This window comes from Exiguobacterium sp. s7, assembly GCF_018618195.1.
GTDB classification, from domain to species: Bacteria; Bacillota; Bacilli; order Exiguobacteriales; family Exiguobacteriaceae; genus Exiguobacterium; species Exiguobacterium mexicanum_A.
In genome coordinates, this window is the sequence record NZ_JACSLO010000002.1 from 220,670 (window position 1) to 240,140 (window position 19,471).

At 53.2% G+C, this 19,471-nt stretch carries 19 protein-coding genes; 18 read left to right on the forward strand and 1 reads right to left on the reverse strand.

The genetic code is table 11. From position 1 onward, the window contains the following. The first annotated feature begins 129 nt into the window (after nucleotides 1-129). From hrcA to KNP79_RS03695, 6 genes are all read left to right on the forward strand, one after another. Nucleotides 130-1,152 carry a heat-inducible transcriptional repressor HrcA gene (hrcA, locus tag KNP79_RS03670; RefSeq protein ID WP_034778141.1) on the forward strand — a complete coding sequence of 341 codons (1,023 nt, stop codon included), beginning with the start codon at nucleotides 130-132 and terminating at the stop codon, nucleotides 1,150-1,152. A 17-nt stretch (nucleotides 1,153-1,169) separates the two neighbouring features. Then, complete coding sequence (gene grpE / locus KNP79_RS03675) at nucleotides 1,170-1,742, forward strand: nucleotide exchange factor GrpE (protein WP_214753070.1); 573 nt, start codon at nucleotides 1,170-1,172, stop codon at nucleotides 1,740-1,742. Between the two features lie 29 nt (nucleotides 1,743-1,771). Continuing rightward, nucleotides 1,772-3,595, forward strand: coding sequence for a molecular chaperone DnaK (gene dnaK, locus KNP79_RS03680; RefSeq protein WP_138859216.1), 1,824 nt, complete (start codon nucleotides 1,772-1,774; stop codon nucleotides 3,593-3,595). A 109-nt stretch (nucleotides 3,596-3,704) separates the two neighbouring features. Next, nucleotides 3,705-4,811: a molecular chaperone DnaJ gene (gene dnaJ / locus KNP79_RS03685; RefSeq protein ID WP_034778138.1), complete on the forward strand. Its 1,107-nt coding sequence runs from the start codon at nucleotides 3,705-3,707 to the stop codon at nucleotides 4,809-4,811. Nucleotides 4,812-4,828: 17 nt separating this feature from the next. Then, nucleotides 4,829-5,767 (forward strand): 50S ribosomal protein L11 methyltransferase, encoded by a 939-nt coding sequence (prmA, locus tag KNP79_RS03690; RefSeq protein ID WP_034778137.1) that lies wholly within the window; start codon nucleotides 4,829-4,831, stop codon nucleotides 5,765-5,767. Between the two features lie 3 nt (nucleotides 5,768-5,770). Continuing rightward, nucleotides 5,771-6,517 carry a 16S rRNA (uracil(1498)-N(3))-methyltransferase gene (locus KNP79_RS03695; RefSeq protein WP_215191323.1) on the forward strand — a complete coding sequence of 249 codons (747 nt, stop codon included), beginning with the start codon at nucleotides 5,771-5,773 and terminating at the stop codon, nucleotides 6,515-6,517. 87 nt (nucleotides 6,518-6,604) lie between these two features. On the opposite strand, the gene KNP79_RS03700 is transcribed toward KNP79_RS03695, so the two are convergent. Then, the gene (locus tag KNP79_RS03700; RefSeq protein WP_215191325.1) at nucleotides 6,605-10,270 is read right to left on the reverse strand and encodes a S8 family serine peptidase; all 3,666 of its coding nucleotides are present in this window, start codon (nucleotides 10,268-10,270) and stop codon (nucleotides 6,605-6,607) included. Between the two features lie 343 nt (nucleotides 10,271-10,613). Between KNP79_RS03700 and KNP79_RS03705 the strand changes: the two genes are divergently transcribed. From KNP79_RS03705 to KNP79_RS03760, 12 genes are all read left to right on the forward strand, one after another. Next, nucleotides 10,614-11,243, forward strand: coding sequence for a class I SAM-dependent methyltransferase (locus KNP79_RS03705; protein ID WP_251132861.1), 630 nt, complete (start codon nucleotides 10,614-10,616; stop codon nucleotides 11,241-11,243). After that, the gene (locus KNP79_RS03710; protein ID WP_021065678.1) at nucleotides 11,240-11,707 is read left to right on the forward strand and encodes an S-ribosylhomocysteine lyase; all 468 of its coding nucleotides are present in this window, start codon (nucleotides 11,240-11,242) and stop codon (nucleotides 11,705-11,707) included. Before KNP79_RS03705 ends, KNP79_RS03710 begins: the two co-directional genes overlap by 4 nt. After that, nucleotides 11,708-12,646 carry a PLP-dependent cysteine synthase family protein gene (locus KNP79_RS03715; protein ID WP_215189972.1) on the forward strand — a complete coding sequence of 313 codons (939 nt, stop codon included), beginning with the start codon at nucleotides 11,708-11,710 and terminating at the stop codon, nucleotides 12,644-12,646. Continuing rightward, a complete protein-coding gene (locus KNP79_RS03720; RefSeq protein WP_214797266.1) occupies nucleotides 12,612-13,769 on the forward strand; it encodes a bifunctional cystathionine gamma-lyase/homocysteine desulfhydrase in 1,158 nt (385 codons plus the stop codon). The genes KNP79_RS03715 and KNP79_RS03720 overlap by 35 nt, the downstream gene beginning before the upstream one ends. Nucleotides 13,770-13,891: 122 nt before the next feature. Further along, on the forward strand, nucleotides 13,892-14,779 hold the full coding sequence (gene rarD / locus KNP79_RS03725; protein WP_214797265.1) for an EamA family transporter RarD: 888 nt from the start codon (nucleotides 13,892-13,894) through the stop codon (nucleotides 14,777-14,779). A 91-nt stretch (nucleotides 14,780-14,870) separates the two neighbouring features. Continuing rightward, nucleotides 14,871-15,536, forward strand: coding sequence for a deoxyribose-phosphate aldolase (gene deoC / locus KNP79_RS03730; RefSeq protein WP_029595219.1), 666 nt, complete (start codon nucleotides 14,871-14,873; stop codon nucleotides 15,534-15,536). A 77-nt stretch (nucleotides 15,537-15,613) separates the two neighbouring features. Then, nucleotides 15,614-15,808 carry a 30S ribosomal protein S21 gene (rpsU, locus tag KNP79_RS03735; protein WP_029334745.1) on the forward strand — a complete coding sequence of 65 codons (195 nt, stop codon included), beginning with the start codon at nucleotides 15,614-15,616 and terminating at the stop codon, nucleotides 15,806-15,808. 33 nt (nucleotides 15,809-15,841) lie between these two features. Continuing rightward, a complete protein-coding gene (locus KNP79_RS03740; RefSeq protein WP_034778124.1) occupies nucleotides 15,842-16,291 on the forward strand; it encodes a GatB/YqeY domain-containing protein in 450 nt (149 codons plus the stop codon). Nucleotides 16,292-16,427: 136 nt separating this feature from the next. Then, nucleotides 16,428-16,940, forward strand: coding sequence for an NfeD family protein (locus tag KNP79_RS03745; RefSeq protein WP_034778122.1), 513 nt, complete (start codon nucleotides 16,428-16,430; stop codon nucleotides 16,938-16,940). After that, nucleotides 16,937-17,917: a flotillin-like protein FloA gene (gene floA, locus KNP79_RS03750; protein ID WP_034778121.1), complete on the forward strand. Its 981-nt coding sequence runs from the start codon at nucleotides 16,937-16,939 to the stop codon at nucleotides 17,915-17,917. The genes KNP79_RS03745 and floA overlap by 4 nt, the downstream gene beginning before the upstream one ends. Before the next feature lie 5 nt (nucleotides 17,918-17,922). Further along, complete coding sequence (locus tag KNP79_RS03755; protein ID WP_034778119.1) at nucleotides 17,923-18,363, forward strand: hypothetical protein; 441 nt, start codon at nucleotides 17,923-17,925, stop codon at nucleotides 18,361-18,363. Between the two features lie 134 nt (nucleotides 18,364-18,497). Next, nucleotides 18,498-19,454 carry a PhoH family protein gene (locus KNP79_RS03760; protein ID WP_034779973.1) on the forward strand — a complete coding sequence of 319 codons (957 nt, stop codon included), beginning with the start codon at nucleotides 18,498-18,500 and terminating at the stop codon, nucleotides 19,452-19,454. Nucleotides 19,455-19,471: the final 17 nt, after the last annotated feature.

Sequence of the window (19,471 nt, forward strand, 5' to 3'; positions counted from 1 at the left end):
GGGACTGGAAAAAATGATGCGAATGAATTGACAAATATGGAGAACATGATAATATTTGAAGTGTGATTAGCACTCAGTAAATATGAGTGCTAATAAAGCGAGGCCAATCCTTCAGAGAGGAGTGACGTTGTGCTGACAGAGAGACAATTGCTCATTTTACGAGCCATCATTGATGATTATATTCAAACGGCCCAACCAGTCGGTTCGCGGACGTTATCGAAGCGGGATGACTTGTCATTCAGTTCGGCGACGATTCGGAACGACATGGCTGATTTAGAAGATATGGGTCTGATTGAAAAGCCGCATACGTCGGCCGGACGCATCCCGTCCGAAGTCGGCTATCGGTATTATGTCGACCATCTCGTCGAGACGAAAATCATCGACGAGCGGGAGACGTATCGCCTTGGCGAGCGGCTACGTGCCTCGGCCCAAGAGTCGGAAGTGCTCATCCGTCAAGCCGCCGACCTACTCTCTGACCTGACCAATTATACGACGGTGGCGCTCGGTCCGAACAGCCAGATGAATCGGCTGGCCCGAATCGATTTGATGCCGCTCGACGAAAGGCGTGGCGTCGTCTTGATCGTGACCGATCAAGGCCACGTCGAACATCGGACGGTCGTATTCGACTCTCCGATGGCGCCGGACCTGGTCGAACAGACGATCCGCTTCTTGAACGATCGTCTGAAAGGAACTCCACTCGGTCAGCTGAAGTTCCGGATCGGAGAAGAAGTGTCCAAGCTTCGACTCGCGCATCAGGAACAATTCGAGTTCATGATGCAACTCATTCAATCGACCGTCGGCGTCCAACATCCTGCTTCGCTCTACTTAGGCGGGAAGAAGAACATCTTCAACCAACCTGAGTTCCAGACGCTTGATACGTTGCGTCCGTTCCTTGAATGGATCGACGAGCAGGAGCGGTTGACCGACTGGCTCGAATCGTTGCCAAACCGCGAGATTTATGTGAGCATTGGAAGCGAGAATGGCATCGTCGCGCTTCAAAATTGTAGCGTCATCACGTCCGACTATACGCTCGACGGTCAGACGTTCGGGACGATCGCGATGATCGGACCGACCCGGATGGATTATCGACACGGGGTTCAGATGATGGGACAAATCATTGAGGCGCTCAGGCGAACGAAATTAGAAGAGTGATGGAAAGGAGCCTCATTATGACAACTGACAAACAGAATGGGCCAGAGCCAGAAGAAGTGCTCGAAGAAAAAGATTTTGATCCGAAACAGACGGAAACAGTCGAAGCTGAAGAGGTTTCAAATGTTGAGTTTGTGGAACAAACTTCTGAGGGGACGGATTTACAAAAAGAAATCGACGCGCTCAAGGCGAGCGAGCTCCGCATCCGTGCGGATTTTGACAACTTCCGACGCCGGACGAACGAAGAGAACGCGAAACGCGTCAAATTCGCATCGCAGACGGTCGTCGAGAAATTGATCCCGCTCATCGACAACTTTGAGCGTGCGCTTCAAGTTGAAGCGAATTCGGACGACGCCAAGCAGATTCAAGCCGGTGTCGACATGATTCACCGCCAGTTGCTCGACGTCTTGAACGGTGAGAACGTCGAAGCGATCGAAGCGGTCGGACAACCGTTTGACCCGAACTATCATCAAGCGGTCATGCAAGAGCCGAGCGATGAGTTCGAATCAGGGATCGTGACGATGGAGCTTCAAAAAGGGTACACGATGCACGGGCGCGTCATTCGTCCGAGCATGGTAAAAGTTTCAGAATAACATTACTTAATTAGATGGAGGAATAGACAATGGGTAAAATTATCGGAATTGACTTAGGGACAACGAACTCATGTGTAGCAGTGATGGAAGGTGGCGAAGCAGTCGTCATCTCGAACGCGGAAGGGAACCGTACGACACCATCTGTCGTCGCCTTCAAAGGGGAAGAGCGTCAAGTCGGAGAAGTCGCGAAACGTCAAGCGATCACAAACCCGAACACGATCCAGTCGATCAAACGTCACATGGGTACGGCTCATACAGTAGAAGTCGATGGCAAGAAGTTCACGCCGCAAGAAATTTCGGCGATTATCTTACAAAAATTGAAAAAAGATGCAGAAGACTACCTCGGTGAGTCAGTAACAGAAGCGGTCATCACTGTTCCTGCCTACTTCAACGATGCCGAGCGTCAAGCGACGAAAGACGCAGGGAAAATCGCTGGACTTGATGTCAAGCGGATCATCAACGAGCCGACGGCAGCAGCACTCGCTTACGGACTCGACAAAGGTGAAGACCACACGATCTTGATTTATGACCTCGGTGGCGGTACGTTCGACGTGTCGATCCTCGAACTTGGCGATGGTGTCTTCGAAGTTGTGGCTACTGCAGGGGACAACCGTCTCGGTGGTGACGACTTTGACCAAAAAGTCATCGACTACCTCGTAGCTGAATTCAAAAAAGAGAATGGCATCGACCTCGCACAAGACAAGATGGCGCTCCAACGTCTAAAAGACGCAGCTGAAAAAGCGAAGAAAGACCTTTCAGGCGTGACAAGCGCACACATCAGCCTTCCGTTCATCACGGCCGGAGCTGCTGGTCCGCTTCACCTTGAAACGACGCTCACGCGTGCGAAATTCGATGAGTTGACAGCCGACCTCGTCGAGCGCACGATGGAACCGACACGCCGTGCCTTGAAAGACTCTGGGCTCACACCATCTGACCTCGACAAGATCATCCTCGTCGGTGGTTCGACACGTATCCCAGCGGTCCAAAAAGCAATTCACGACTTCACGAAAAAAGAGCCGTTCAAAGGTGTCAACCCGGATGAAGTTGTTGCTCTCGGTGCAGCCATCCAAGGTGGTGTCCTCGCTGGTGACGTCAAAGACGTCGTCCTTCTCGACGTGACTCCGCTCTCGCTCGGTATCGAGACGATGGGTGGCGTGATGACGAAGTTGATTGACCGTAACACGACGATCCCGACTTCGAAATCACAAGTCTTCTCGACGGCAGCTGACAACCAGCCGGCCGTAGACATCCACGTCCTCCAAGGGGAACGTCCGATGGCGCCGGATAACAAGACGCTCGGCCGCTTCCAATTGACGGACATCCCGCCGGCACCACGCGGTGTGCCGCAAATCGAAGTCAAATTCGACATCGATGCGAACGGAATCGTTCACGTATCGGCGAAAGACCTCGGTACGAACAAAGAGCAGTCGATCACGATCCAATCGTCTTCAGGTATCGATGAGGCTGAAATCGAGCGCATGGTAAAAGAAGCGGAAGCGAACGCAGAAGCGGACAAACAGCGTAAAGAAGAAGCCGAACTCCGCAACGAAACGGACCAACTCGTCTTCGCGACAGACAAAGCGATCAAAGACCTTGGCGACAAAGTCGATGCGGCTGACAAAGAGCGTGCTGAAGCGGCGAAAGAAAAAGCCAAGTCAGCACTCGAAGGCACAGACCTCGAAGCAATCCGTACGGCGAAAGACGAATTGTCAAACGTCGTTCAAGAATTGACGCAAAAAGTATATGCGAACATGGCTGAAGAGCAAGGTGCTGAAGGTGCCGAGACACAGACGGAAGCGAAAGACGACAACGTCGTCGACGCGGAGTTTGAAGACCTCGACGATCGTAAATAAGGCAACCGATAGATAGGAGAGCGCCAAAGCAGGTTTCTGCTTTGGCTCTTTCCATGTTAAGGTAGATTCGGTAGAATCTTAGTTTAGACAGTGTAGAGGAGAGAGTAACGTGGCGAAACGAGATTATTATGAAGTGCTTGGCCTGGATAAATCGGCCTCGGCACAAGACATCAAGCGGGCATATCGTAAGCTCGCACGACAATATCACCCAGACATCAACCAAGAGCCGGATGCGGCCGATAAATTTAAAGAGCTCGGAGAAGCGTATGAAGTGCTGTCAGACGAGCAGAAACGGGCCCAGTATGACCGCTTCGGTTTTGAAGGGGCCAGCCAGTTCGGTGGCGGTGGCGACTTCCAAGGTGGCTTCGGTGACATCTTTGACATGTTCTTTGGTGGCGGCGGACGTCGTCAAGACCCGAACGCTCCACGTCGCGGCGAAGATTATCAATACGTCGTCGATCTCGATTTCATGGAGAGCGTGACCGGCAAGACGGAAACAATCGACCTCGAGATCGAAGTGGAATGTGACACGTGCATGGGCAGCGGTGCCAAACCAGGGACGAAACCAGAGACGTGTGGCCGTTGTGGCGGTAGCGGCGTCGAGACGGTCGAACAGAACACGATTCTCGGGCGGATGGTCAACCAGCGGACGTGTAGCCAATGTCACGGCAGCGGGAAGACGATCAAAGAAAAATGTGAAACGTGCCATGGTTCTGGCCACGTCAAGAAACAGAAGCAAGTCGAAGTCAAGATTCCAGCCGGGATTGACAACGGCCAACAAATCCGTCTCTCCGGAAAAGGCGGCCCAGGTTATAACGGCGGACCAGCCGGTGACCTATATATCGTCGTCCGCGTCCGGGCCCACGAGATCTTTGAACGGGTCGACCAACACATCACGATGGAGATGCCGGTCACATACGCACAAGCAGCACTCGGTGCCGAGCTAGAAGTGCCAACCGTCCACGGCAAGGTGAGCCTAAAAGTACCAGCCGGCACGCAGACCGGGTCGAAATTCCGCTTGCGCGGCAAAGGGATGCCGAGCGTCCGCGGCGGCGGCAATGGCGACCAGTACGTCAATATCGTCGTCATGACACCGACGAACATGACCGACCGTCAAAAAGAACTGCTTCGTGAGTTCGAAGAGATTAGCGGGGAAGCAGGCGTCGAAGAACAGCACGGCCTGTTCCAAAAAATGAAGAAGTTTTTTAGTCAGTAAAAGGAGCGTGTGAAACGATGAAATGGTCTGAAATTTGTGTCCACACGACACAGCAGGCAGTCGAAGCCGTATCGAACTTATTACATGAAGTGGGGGCACAAGGGGTCGTCATCGAGGACGTCGAGGACTACGACCAGATGATGGCCGAAGACCATTTCGGAGAGATTTGGGACGTTTCCGGACGAGAATCGTATCCGACGTCCGGCGTCTACGTGAAAGCGTACGTCCCGGCGTCGGGTGATTTCCAAGACACCCTCGCCGCGTTCAAAAAAGAAGTGGACGGGTTGCGTCATATGCTCGACATCGGCACCGGCGAAGTGACGGTCGTCGAGATGGACGAAGAGGACTGGGCCCATTCGTGGAAGCAATACTACAAGCCCGTCAAAATCTCGCAACATCTCACGATCGTCCCGCTCTGGGAAGATTATGAGCCGCAACCTGAAGAGAACGTCATCTTGCTTGACCCGGGCATGGCGTTTGGCACCGGGACACATCCGACGACGATGCTGTGTATCCAAGCAATCGAGAATTATATCGAGCCGGGTGACCGCTTGATCGATGTCGGTACCGGATCCGGTGTACTCGCCATCGCCGCGGCGAAGCTTGGCGCCGAACGTGTCGAGGCGCTTGATTTGGATGCGGTCGCCGTCGAATCGGCGCGTCAAAACGTCGAGACGAACGATGCCCAAGACGTCGTCGACGTGAAGACGGGAGATCTGCTGAAAGGGATGACGGGCGAGTACGACCTCGTCGTCGCCAACATTTTGGCCGACGTCATCATGCTCTTCATCGATGATGCTTATGCGCGCGTCAAATCAGGCGGTTACTTCATCACGTCTGGAATCATCGGTCAGAAGCGGGCCGAAGTGACAGCTGCGCTCGAAGCGGCTGGATTCACGATTGAAGAGACGCGTGTCATGGAAGATTGGGTCGCCATCATCGCGAAGAAAGGGTAAGCCATGCAACGATACTTTTTACAACGTGAAGCGTTTGGAAGCGATCTCGTCGAATTGCCGGCCGACGTCGTGCATCACATCGGCACAGTGCTTCGGGGAGGTTCTGGGTATCAACTCGTGCTCTTGGACGGGACCGGATTTGAATACGTGGCCGAAGTGGTGACGCTCGATAAGAAGTCCGGTACGGCACGCGTCGTCGAGAAGCGGGAAGCGACGACCGAACTGCCGGTTGACGTGACGCTCGCCTACGCGATCCCGAAAGGGGATAAAGTCGAACTCGTTGCCCAAAAAGGGACCGAGCTCGGTATGCATCATCTGTTGGTGTTCGAGTCGAAGCGCTCGGTCGCCAAATGGGACGCCAAGAAGGTGCCGAAAAAGCTGGAACGGCTCCAAAAAATCATGCAGGAGGCGGCCGAACAGTCGTACCGCGCCGTCGTCCCGACATGTGCTTATCTCACCCCAAAAGAGCTAACGGCTCGTTTCAATGCGTATGATGCGGTCGTTCTCGCGTACGAAGAGGTGGCCAAACACGGAGAAGGTTCCGCGTTTGCGACGGTATTGACAGCCGCTCGACCGGGCTCGAAGCTCCTGCTTCTCGTTGGTCCAGAAGGCGGCTTCGATGAAGCGGAAGTGGCCGGTTGGATCGAGGCGGGTGCCGTACCTTGTGCCTTCGGTCCGCGTATCTTGCGTTCGGAAACGGCTCCGCTCTATGCGCTCTCAGCTATTTCCTACGCCCTTGAATTGAATTGATACACCACACAAATGGCTCTCGCACATGCGAGAGCCATTTTTTGTGGAAAGATAAAGGGCTCGCATCCAAGACGCGAGCCCTTCTACTTATTTTTTGACGAGTGTGATCGTCTTCGTCGTCACATTTCCGGCGAGGTCAGTCGCCTCGAACGTGAACGTGTTCTCACCTGTTGTCACAGGTAACGCGATTCGCTCGGTTTTAGTGAACGAACGCATCTCATACGGAGCCTTCAGCGTTTGGCTGAATTTCAAGTCACCGTTGACGAGAAGCTTCACTTCATCAAAGTTGTCTTTCACGGTCACGTCGACGTTGACCGTCGATTGTTTTTTACCGATTTTCTTCGGCAGTTTCCCGATTTCGATGACGGCTGGTGTCGTGTCCACGAAAATCGCACGTTGGAAGTTGGTCACGTTGCCGGCCGCGTCTTCCGCGACAAAACGTAATTTATGGACGCCGTCCACGAAACTGCGGGTCGTGTTGAAGACGTGTTCTTTCTTCGCATCATCCCATGTGAGTGGCACGTCAACGCCGTCAACTTGGAACGATTGGATCGCAGATGCATCTTGAATCGTTCCAGATACCGGGATGTCCGATGTCGCGTATGGCGTCAATGCGAGCGGGGCGTTCACGAACACGCCCGGCTTATCGGCGTCTGTCGAGTAGGCGACCGTCTTCGTCGTGCTGTTGCCGGCGTGATCGACGACGCGAACGCTGACTTGATCGGCGTCACTGACGCCTGCGAACGTGTATGCCGCTTTGTCGTCAGCCTGTTTGGCGACGGATTTCCCGTTCAAGAAATATTCGACCGAATGGATGCCTGAGAACTCATCTTTTGCTTGGACCGCCAAGCTGTCCCCTTGCCATTTCGTCGTGAACGTCGGGTCCGTGTAATCGACTTTGACCGGGAAGCGAAGCGTCTGGGCTTGTTTCTTCATGTAGTCGATGCTTCCTTCGATTTCATAGAAGTACTTGCCGGCAGGGGCTGGTTTGCCGTTCAACTGACCATCCCACGTGTAAGCGGCCGAGTAGTAGTAAGGCGTGTTGGCACCACCGTCAAAGTAGTTCTTACGAAGTTCTTCGTCTTGGAACAGCGTCCGGACGACGTTCCCTGACTCGTCGACGATGCGGTACTTGACGTCTTTGGCGTTACGGAGCAACGAGAACACCGGAACGGCAGCATCTTTCGAGCCATCTTTGTCTGGTGAGAAGGCGATCGCGTCGGCATCGACAGACTTGTCAAGGTTCGAACCGAGATAGTTTCCTGTCTGGTCGACCATGCCTGATACTTCATAGAACGAGCCGTCTTCATAAATCGAGGCATCGAAGATCGGTGCCTTGCCCCAGTCTCCTTCGAAACCGACGAACGGCACGACGAGTGACGGGTTGCCCTCAGGACCGTTGACGTCCGTCAAGCGGACGAATCCATCGACGAAGTAACCGTTCTCGAAGACGTCTTTCGCCGGTACGAGGCCGTCGAGTGTTTTCGGATTGAGCACTTTCGCTTTCGAGACGTCGAGCGCGATTTTCAATTCAACTTTTTGATTTGGTTTCACTTTGACCGTGCGAACTTTCTTGCCATTCACCGTCACTTTTGCATTCTCGAGTGCTTGCGCTTCCATCGCGTTCTGAACGAGTCCAGCTGTCTGCTCGATGGCGAGATCGGTCTGGAGTGACGAAGACACGTTATACGACACGGCCTTATCCGACAAGTTCTCGACGACGAGTGTGAACGTAGCTTTGCTGCGGTTCAATTCCTTGAGCGCGACTTTTGCTTCTTTCGTTTTCTTCTCGTACGCGATCGCTGGTGTCGAAACGGCAGCATGCAATTGCATGAGACCTGCTCCACCACGACGTGGCGTGTACGGAAGGTTTTGTTGCAACTGTTTGTTGAGTGGTCCGATATCCGTGACGGCTTTCGACGTGTTAATAAGCAAGTTCTTCGCCATCGTGACACGTGCCGTGCCTGTCAAGTTGAAGTCGCGGTCAACGCGTTCGAGGACGAGGGCGGCTCCACCGGCAACGTGTGGCGCAGCCATCGATGTACCGCTCATCAAGCCGTACTGGTTATCGTTCAACGTCGAGAAGATCTGTCCGCCTGGTGCCGAAATCTCTGGTTTGAAGTCAAGGTTTGGCGTCATGCCCCATGATGTGAAGTTCGAGAGCTGACCGGCCGCACCGTTGACGACGCTGAGTCGATCGCCGGCAAAGCCGATCGTCATCTGTTCGCCCGCAAGGAGACGTTGTTGCAAGGCGTTTCCGTCCTTGATGCTGAGCGAGGCCATCGGGACTTGCGGGTTTGACAAGGCCATGCTCACGTAGTCGCCGTGACCGACAGCACCGCGGACGATGACACCGGCCGCGCCGTTCGCTTCGGCCGTCTGCTGAATGTTCGAATAGAAGTAACTACCGTCACGGACGGCGAGGACGATTTTCCCTTTGACATCTTTTCCGACGTACTGGCTCGGTTGCCCGTCGCCGACGTAAACGAGTTCATAGTCTCCTTGTGTAAAGGCGGGACCGTCTTGTTTTTTCCAACCGATTTTATTGGTGTTGTCGCCTGACTTGATGGAGAACGCGTCCAATTGGATTTGATCGTTCTCAAGCGATGCAACCGATGTCGATGCCGAGCTGACACTCGGGGCACCGACGACGCCCGTGTCCGGGTTGTTGGCGTATGGAAGGTCATAACCGTTCCCGAAGTAGGCCGAGTTCCCTGCTGAAATGGACATGAAGACACCGTTGTCGACGGCACGTTGGACGGCTTGTTGTTCCGGTGAGTCGGCGTCGACGAATCCGGCCGTTGATCCGAGACTCATGTTGATGACGTCCGCCCCAAGTTTGATCGCATCATCGATGGCTTTGATGTAAATATCGCCATATGTCGAAGCGTAGTTCGGGTCGTTACTAAATACTTTGAGCCCGAGCACTTGTGCCTCAGGGGCAACGCCTTTCAATCCACCCGCGGCTTCATCACCGTTGGCGGCGACAGTACCCGAGACGTGCATCCCGTGCATCGAGGCGCCAGGCGAATCGTCACGGATGTCATCGTTCTCATCATAATAGTTATAAGCGTATGGGACTTTCTCGTTTATGTAAGCTCCAGGCATGCCGAACGTGCTGACGGCCGTCTCGACTTCTGTTTGAGATAACTCAGCCTTCGAATCATCGGTGAGACGGAAGTCGCGGTGGTCGGCGTCGACGCCTGTATCGATGACGGCGACGATCGTGCCTTCGCCCGTGAAGCCATAGTCGCCCCACGTCTGTTGCGATTGGACCATGCCGTTGCTCGTGACCATATCCGGTTTGACTTCTGGACGTTCGTACTCATTGACGACGTGGACGTGCGCAACTTCAGGTAACGCCTCGACTTTTTTGACATCTGTCGCTGTGAGCATCGTACTGAACCCGTTGAAGACGGTTGTGAACTCTTCAAGCGTCACGGCTTTAACGCCTTTTTTCGAGATGGCCGCTTTCGCTTTCTTTTGTTCGGCTTTGACGACCTTTTGGGCGCCATCTTTCTCGGTCTTCGTCAATTCATTGAATTTCTTGCCTTTCTTTTTTGCTTGATCGATCGCCGGGGCACCGACGAGTTCGACGACGACACGTAACTTCTCGTGTTTGTCCGTCGTGTTCACGCTTTGTTTGACGGACGGTTTGGCCAAGACCGGTTCGGCACCGAGACCGAGCAGGCCAGGGGTCAACGCGAGACATGTCGCGAGGGAGACGTTCAAATAAAATTTTGGTTGTGGCAATTTAGTATCCTCCAATCGTTTTTTGAAAAAATAAATCCATTTGTGGAAAATGATAGCGGATTTAAACCCAAAAATCCTCCTGTTTTTTAAACGGAAGGGTAATGAATTTGAACAAATTAAAAGATTCTGACAATTACTTTGGACCTATGTGCTCAGATTGGCATATAGGTCTTTTTCCAGTGTAGGGCCCCAAGTCTCAAAAAATGAATTCTCTAAAACGAAATGGACAATTTACTTGAGATTTCTAGCGTAAGTTGATACAGTCTGTAGTAGATAAATCATATAAAACTTATCGATATAGTCGGAATAAAGATGATGGGGTGACAGAATGGGATTACAGTTCATGGACATTTTTAAGGAGTGGGCGTCGGAATATGACGCGGCCGTGACCGGACACGACGAACAATATCGCGAAGTATTCGCGGGGTACGAGACGATGCTCGGCGAGGTCGTCGACCAGTTAGAAGGCCGAGTGATGGAATTCGGGATTGGGACTGGGAACTTAAGCGCAAGAATTCTAGAGAGGCACGACCTCATCCCTGTCGAACCGTCGCCAGAGATGCGGGCCGTCGCGACCGAGAAGTTACAGCTCGATATCGTCGATGGTGATTTTCTCAACTATCCGACTGACAAGTCCGTCGATACGATCGTGTCGTCGTATGCGTTCCATCATTTGACGGATGACGAGAAACGGACGGCGATTCGAAGTTACGTCGAACACCTTGACGCCCCGCGCTTCGTTTTGCTTGATACGATGTTCGCCTCGCAAACAGCGAAACGGGACATCTTGGACTGGGCCGAAGCGAACGGCTATACCGATTTACTCGAAGATTTGAATCGAGAGTTTTATCCGTATACCCAGACGATTCAAGCGATGCTCGAAGCAAACGGCTACACGGTCACCCTTACGCAAAAAAATAAATTCGTCTGGCTCGTCGTGGCCACGAAACAAACAGGAGGAACTCAATCATGAAAAGTTATAAAGTCGAGAGCTTCAATTTAGACCATACAAAAGTACAAGCGCCTTACGTCCGTTTAGCCGGAGTGAAGAAAGGGACGGCCGATACGATTTATAAATATGATATCCGTTTCATTCAACCGAACGAAGGGCTCATGCCAATGCGGGCCGTCCACTCGCTCGAGCATTTGATCGCCGAGAACAGCCGTAGCCATTCGAATCAAATTATCGACGTCTCGCCGATGGGTTGCCAGACAGGCTTCTATTGGACGATGTTGAACGATGGGGATTACGAAGCGATGCTCGACCTCGTCGAAGCGACACTCCGCGACGCAGCAAATGCGACGGAGTTGCCGGCACAAAACCCGATTCAATGCGGGAGCGCGAACCATCACGATTTCGAAGGCGCGAAGAAGCTTGCGGCCGATATGCTTGCCAAGCGTGACGAGTGGCACATCATCTTCAAGGACGAAGCGTAAATGATTGTCCAAAGCGTCTATGAATTGATTGGGGAGACGCCGCTTCTCGAATTGCGGACGTTGCCGGTACCTGCGGGTGTGAAAGTATACGGCAAGCTCGAGATGATGAATCCGGGTGGTAGCGTCAAGGATCGTCTCGGTCTGCAATTGATTGAACGGGCGCTTGAACGTGGACAACTTGAACGCGGGGGAACGGTCGTCGAACCGACGGCCGGGAACACCGGAATCGGGCTCGCGCTCGCCTGTCAACGTCACGGCATCAAGTTGATGACCGTCACGCCGGAAAAGTTCAGTCAAGAGAAGCAGGCGCTCATGGCGCTACTCGGGGCGACCGTCGTCAACACGCCGACCGAACTCGGGATGAAAGGCGCCATCGCGCGGGCGAAAGAGCTCGCCATCGAATATGACGCCTATGTGCCGGAACAGTTCTCGAACCCGGATAACCCGGACGCGTACGTCGACACGCTCGCACTCGAGCTTCAGGCCGACCTTCCCCACATCGATGTGTTCGTCGCCGGGGCCGGCTCAGGCGGCACGTTCACCGGTGTCGCGAGCAAGTTGCGGCCGAACGGGACGAAGGCGATCGTCGTCGAGCCGGAAGGGTCGATTTTGAACGGGGGAGCTCCTGGCCCCCATAAGACAGAAGGAATTGGGGTCGAGGCGTGGCCGGCATTCTTGCCGCACGACCTCGTCGACGGGATTTACACGATTACGGACGAAGAGGCGTTCTATTATGTCGCTCATCTCGCTAAACAAGAAGGCTTGCTCGTCGGAAGTTCATCCGGAGCGGCCATCGCGGCATGTGTTCAAGAAGCAGCGAAGATGACAGAAGGTGTCATCGTCACGATTTTACCGGACAGTGTCGAACGGTATTTAAGTCAAGGAATAGTCAAGGAGGCAGAATATGCGTACAAAAACAGCACTCATTCATGGCGGTAAAACGACGGATCCCCTGACAGGAGCCGTCACACCACCGATTTATCAGACGAGCACATACAAGCAAGACGGCATCGGCAATCTCCGGGACGGATATGAGTATTCGCGGACGGCCAACCCGACGCGGACGGCACTCGAGACGCTCATCGCCGATATCGAGGGCGGTGCCCGCGGATTCGCGTTCGGCTCTGGGATGGCAGCCATCTCGACGATTTTAATGTTAATGAAATCAGGGGACCACGTCATCGTCGGTTCTGACGTATATGGGGGAACGTACCGTGTATTCAATCGAGTATTTCAATCACTTGGCTTGGAGGCATCTTTTGTCGATACGGCCGATACGCAAGCGGTCCGTGAAGCGCTCCAACCGAACACAAAAATGATTTACGTCGAGACACCGACGAACCCGCTGTTGAACGTGACCGACATGCGCCTGATTCGCGCCATCGCTGACGAGGCGGACGTCTTGTTCGTCGTCGACAACACGTTCATGACCCCGTACTTCCAAAATCCGATCGAATTCGGGGCCGATTATGTGCTTCATAGCGCCACGAAATATTTGGGTGGCCACAGCGACGTCGTCGCCGGTCTCGTCGTCGCTCGGACGGAAGAACTCGGAGAGCGTCTCGCATTCCTTCAAAATTCAGTCGGCGCGGTACTCGGACCGCAAGACAGCTTCCTCGTCGTCCGTGGCATCAAGACGCTCGCGGTCCGCATGGAAGCGATCGAGTCAAACGCGCTCGCGCTCGTCGACTACTTGACGAAGCACGAGGCGGTGAGCCGTGTCCTACATCCGAGTGTCGGCAGCGAAGAAGCGAAGCGGGTCCACTTGTCGCAGGCACGCGGCTTCGGTGGAATGATCGCCTTCGATGTCGGTTCAGCCGATGCGGCCGAACTCGTCGTCGCGAAGACGAAATACTTCACGCTCGCCGAGAGTCTCGGCGCGGTCGAGAGCTTGATTAGCGTCCCGGCCCGGATGACCCATGCGTCAATCCCGGCGGAACGTCGTCTCGAGCTCGGCATTACGGACGGGCTCGTCCGCATCTCCGTCGGTCTCGAAGATGTACAAGATTTGATTGAAGATTTGGAGCAAGCGCTCGCGACCGTGGCGACGATTCCGAACTAACATTCATAGTGATGCGAGGTGCGCTTGCGAGCGCACCTCTTTTGTCGTGTGCATGGCGAAAGAATTCGCTTGAATGTCCTAATCGCATCGACTACACTGACGATAATTGATTACGAGAGCGGGTGAACGAAGTGAACAAAGGCGTCATGCCGACGGTCGGAGCCTACGTCATGTGGGGCGTCCTACCGATTTATTGGAAGTTTTTACAGGAGATACCGAGCGGTCAAATCTTGGCCCATCGGATCGTCTGGTCATTTCTCTTCATCTTACTCGTCTTGAAATGGACGAAGCAGTGGACTGAGTTCAACTATGCGCTCCGGCACCGGGCGACGCGGAACGCCTTTATGTTGAACGGCTTCATCGTCAGTGCCAACTGGTTCGTGTACATATGGGCGGTCAATCACGGCTATATCATCGAGGCGTCACTCGGCTATTACATCAATCCGCTCGTGAGCATGGTGTTAGGTGTGCTTGTTTTTCGGGAATCATTAAACCGAGTCCAATGGCTCGCGGTGACCGTGGCGGCGATCGGCGTGCTCGTCTTGACGTTCGGGTATGGGTCGTTCCCTTGGATCGCCTTCATTCTGGCCAGTACGTTCGGATTTTACGGCATGGTGAAGAAACGCCGACCGCTTGCCTCGACGGTCAGTCTCGGGATTGAGACGCTCGCGGTCGTGCCGGTCGCTATCATTTTCTTAGGTTGGCAGACGTCTCAGGGCGGATTGACGATGACGACCGAACCGGTCATTTGGGTCGCCTTGGTCGGGACAGGCGTGATGACGGCGTTGCCGCTTCTTTTGTTCGGGTACGGAGCACAACATATCCCGTTCACGCTTGTCGGGTTTCTTCAATTCATCGCACCGACGCTCAGTCTCGCGATCGGGGTCATCCTCTATAATGAGCCGTTCACGGGTTATCACATTTTTGCGTTCACGTGCATCTGGATTGCGATTTTCTTCTTTAGTTGGAACAGCTGGATCCAGACACGAAAACGTCGTCAACTCGTCTGAATTGAAAGCTGTTACATTTCAAGAAAACATGATAATATGTTAGATGTCAGACCTATATGTCAGACCGATACATCAGAGGAGGAATTTTACGATGGAATTAGCACGTTATATCGACCACACAGCCTTGAAGGCAGAAACAACGAAAGATCAAGTCACGAAACTTTGTGCCGAGGCGCTCGAATACAAATTCGCAAGCGTCTGTGTCAACCCGACATGGGTGAAGTACGCGGCGGAACAACTCAAATCAGATGACGACGTCAAAGTATGTACGGTCATCGGTTTCCCGCTCGGAGCCAACACGCCAGAAGTGAAAGCGTTCGAAACAAAAGACGCGATTGCCAACGGTGCAGATGAAATTGACATGGTCATCAACATCGGCGCCATGAAAGACGGCGACTTCGACCTCGTCGAGCGCGATATCCGCGCAGTCGTCGAAGCGGCAAACGGGACGCTCGTCAAAGTCATCTTTGAGACGTGCCTCCTTACGAAAGAAGAAATCAAAAAAGCGGCTGAGCTTTCAGTCAAAGCAGGCGCAGACTTCGTGAAAACGTCGACTGGCTTCTCAACAGGCGGCGCGACGGTAGAAGATATCCGCCTCATGCGTGAGACGGTCGGACCAGATCTCGGCGTCAAAGCTTCAGGCGGCGTACGTGATTTCGAAGGCGCACAAGCGATGATCGATGCCGGCGCGACGCGCATCGGCGCATCAGCTGGAATCGCCATCGTCACAGGCGGACGTTCAGATAGCGACTATTAATAACTAGTGGTTGACCGCACGACTTACTTTCACTATAATATGTTATGACGTGTGAAACACGTTTCCTTAGTCGTGTAATTCGGAGGGAGGGAAAACTAGTGGAAACTCGTGTCCGTAAAAACGAATCGCTTGAAGACGCTCTTCGTCGTTTCAAACGCGGTGTTTCGAAAGATGGCACTCTTGCCGAAGTTCGCAAACGTCGTCACTACGAAAAGCCAAGCGTAAAACGCAAATTGAAATCAGAAGCTGCGCGTAAGCGTAAGAAATTCTAATTTCAGTTTCATTTGTAGAGAGGGTGTTAGCTCATGAGTCTTCAAGAACGCTTGACGGACGACATGAAGCAAGCCATGCGCGCAAAACAGAAAGATCGTCTCACGACGATCCGAATGGTCAAAGCGTCGCTCCAAAATGAGGCCATCAAATTTGGTCGACAAGATCTTACTGAGGAAGAGGAACTCACGGTGCTCAACCGAGAGATGAAACAGCGCAGAGACTCCCTCCGAGAATTCGAAAGCGCTGGTCGTGAAGACCTTGCATCTAAAGTAGCTGACGAGATTGTCGTACTAGAGGCCTATATGCCTGAACAACTTTCTGAAGATGAAGTCACGGCGATCGTGAAAGCAGTTATTGCTCAAACGAATGCCACAGGCCCGTCAGATATGGGTAAGGTGATGGGCGTCGTCATGCCTCAAGTTAAAGGCAAGGCAGACGGTGGTCTTGTGAACCGCATTGTCAAACAACAATTGACGAATTAATGAAAGAGACAGGAGCTTTTGGGTCAAACCAAAAGTTTCTGTCTTTTTTTGCGTATTCTGAAACCACAAGCAAACTTGTTTCGTATACACTAGAGATAAGAGGTAGCTTGTGAACTCGGAAGGGGGTTGCAATACGATGACATTTGGTCTCGGAGTGATTCTGACGGTGTTTTTTGTCGGGATCGTCCTTCTAGGAATTGAAGTGTTCGTTGCCGGTTTTGGATTGTTCGGCGTGCTAGGGATCGGGGCGGTCGTCGCCAGTTTGATTATGGCGGGCGCCACGATCGGGCAACTATGGTTGTCGCTCGGTTTAGCCACGGCCATCGTCGCTGGACTCGGATTTTGGGCATATCGTCGCCTGCAGTCCAATCGTTCGCTCATGTATAAAGGGTTGATTTTGACCGATTCGACGTCATCAGACAAAGGGTACCTGTCTCACGATGACCGCAAACGGTTACTCGGGAAAGTCGGGGTCACATTGACGCCGCTGCGCCCGGCGGGTACCGCTGAGATTGACGGAGAACGGATTGATGTCGTGACAGAAGGTAGCTATCTCGATTCGCAAACGAAAATTCAGGTGTATAAAGTCGATTCAGGGCGCGTTGTCGTCCGTAGCTTTATAGAGCCGAAGGAGGATGTAACAGAATGACACCAGAACTATTGACCACGTTACTCATCTCAGGTGGAGGATTGATTGCGCTCGCCGTATTCTTCACGTTCGTCCCGGTCGGGCTGTGGATCAGCTCGTTCGCCGCTGGCGTCCACGTCTCGATTTTCACATTGATCGGGATGCGACTCCGTCGCGTCGTCCCATCGAAAATCGTCAACCCGCTCATCAAAGCGGTCAAAGCCGGTATTGGCTTAAATACGAACCAGCTCGAGAGTCACTTCTTGGCTGGGGGTAACGTTGACCGTGTCGTCAACGCCTTGATTGCGGCCCACCGTGCCGATATCGAATTGTCGTTTGAACGTGCCGCAGCAATCGACCTTGCCGGCCGAAACGTGTTAGAGGCTGTTCAAATGTCCGTCAACCCGAAAGTCATCGAAACGCCGTTCATCGCCGGTGTGGCCATGGACGGGATTGAAGTGAAAGCGAAAGCCCGGATCACGGTTCGTGCCAACATCGACCGTCTTGTCGGGGGTGCCGGAGAAGAAACGATTATCGCCCGTGTCGGTGAAGGGGTCGTCTCGACGATCGGTTCGCAACATAACCATAAACACGTTTTGGAAAATCCGGATATGATTTCACGTACCGTATTGACGAAAGGTCTTGATTCAGGGACCGCGTTTGAAATCTTGTCCATCGATATCGCCGACATTGATATCGGTAAAAACATCGGAGCGGTTCTTCAGACCGACCAAGCCGAGGCTGATAAGAAAATCGCGCAAGCGAAAGCGGAAGAACGCCGCGCGATGGCTATCGCCCGTGAGCAAGAGATGAAGTCATCAGTCGAAGAGATGCGCGCGAAAGTTGTCGCGGCCGAGGCTGAAGTCCCGCTTGCGATGGCAGATGCGCTTCGCCACGGCAAGCTCGGTGTCATGGACTACGTCAACTACTTGAACGTCCAAGCCGATACAGAAATGCGTAAAGCGATCGGTCACCCAGTCGAATCTGACAAAGAGTGATCGGGATGGATGGACTTTGGGTACTACTCCTCGCCGCATTCGGGATCGCTTCGGCGGTCATGAAGCGGATGGAGAAATCATCTTCTACTGGAGAACGGCCGCCGAGTACGGATTTGAAACGCTATCTCGATACGGTCGGTGACATGATGAAAGAAGTCGAGGCGACATTTGACGAGCCACGCGATGGCAAGGAAAAACCGACGCCGCAAAAACTGCGTCGTCGTGTCGCTGCCCCGGCTGAATCAAGAGAGTCTCAGCCGTCGCGCCGGCGGGAAGAATTACCGCACGTGAGTGCGCAGTTCGAACAGACAGTCAAGATTCCGCCGATTTCGGAGGCGACCGAGTCTCGGCCGCAACCGCAACCGCGCATGTCGATGAAGCAAGTTCGGCAAGCTGTCGTTTGGAGTGAAATTTTGCAGCCGCCGGTGTCGAAACGCCGTCGCTAAGCCTGAAGCAGTGACATCGAGTCACTGCTTCTTTTTATGGCCGAAACGGACGGTCTTTCTTTCACGAACGGCTTGATAGTGCTAAAGTAAAGAAGGAACAATCTACTGATGGGGAGGAGAAACAACCATTGATTATGACTGATAAGATACCGTTCGTCATGGAACATGCGAACGAAGCACAGGCACTCCTCGGGCCGAAAGACGAGGTCTTTCACGCTATCGAGGCAGAACTCGCGGTCGCACTCACTCCTCGTGGAGAAGAATTGATCATTCAGGCCGATACTGCTGACACACTTGAATTGACGAAAACCGTCATCAAGACGCTACAACAGCTTGTCAAAAAAGGGGCTCGCTTGAACGAGAGTGATGCCATCAGCGTGATTCAACATATCAAGGTCGGCAAAGGCGATGAACTGCTCGAGCATTATGAGCGGGTCGTCTTCACGACGAACAAAGGCAAACCGATCCGGGCGAAAACAGTCGGACAAAGCCGCTACGTTCGTGCCATTGAAAAACGCGATCTTGTCTTCGGAATCGGGCCGGCCGGGACCGGAAAGACCTATCTGGCCGTCGTTTTGGCAGCACGGGCATTGAAAGAAGGACAAGTCAAACGTATTATTTTGACGCGTCCAGCCGTCGAAGCAGGGGAAAACTTGGGTTTCTTGCCAGGCGACTTGAAAGAGAAAGTCGATCCATACTTACGTCCGCTCTATGACGCCTTGTTTGACGTCTATGGCGTCGAGCAGACGAATCGGTTGCTCGAACGTGGCACAATCGAAGTCGCCCCGCTCGCCTATATGCGAGGACGCACGCTTGAAGATGCGTTCGTCATTTTAGATGAGGCGCAGAACACGACGAAAGAGCAGATGAAAATGTTCTTGACGCGACTCGGTTTCGGGTCGAAAATGGTCGTCACAGGCGACTTGACGCAAGTGGATTTACCTAAAGGGAAGGCGTCAGGTCTTCAAGAGGCGTTACATCTGCTCGAGCGAGTCGAAGGAATTCATTTCGAACACTTTACGTCGTCCGATGTCGTTCGACATCCGCTCGTCAAGAAAATTATTAACGCCTATAGTACCGAACTCACATAACAAAAAGGGGGGGCACT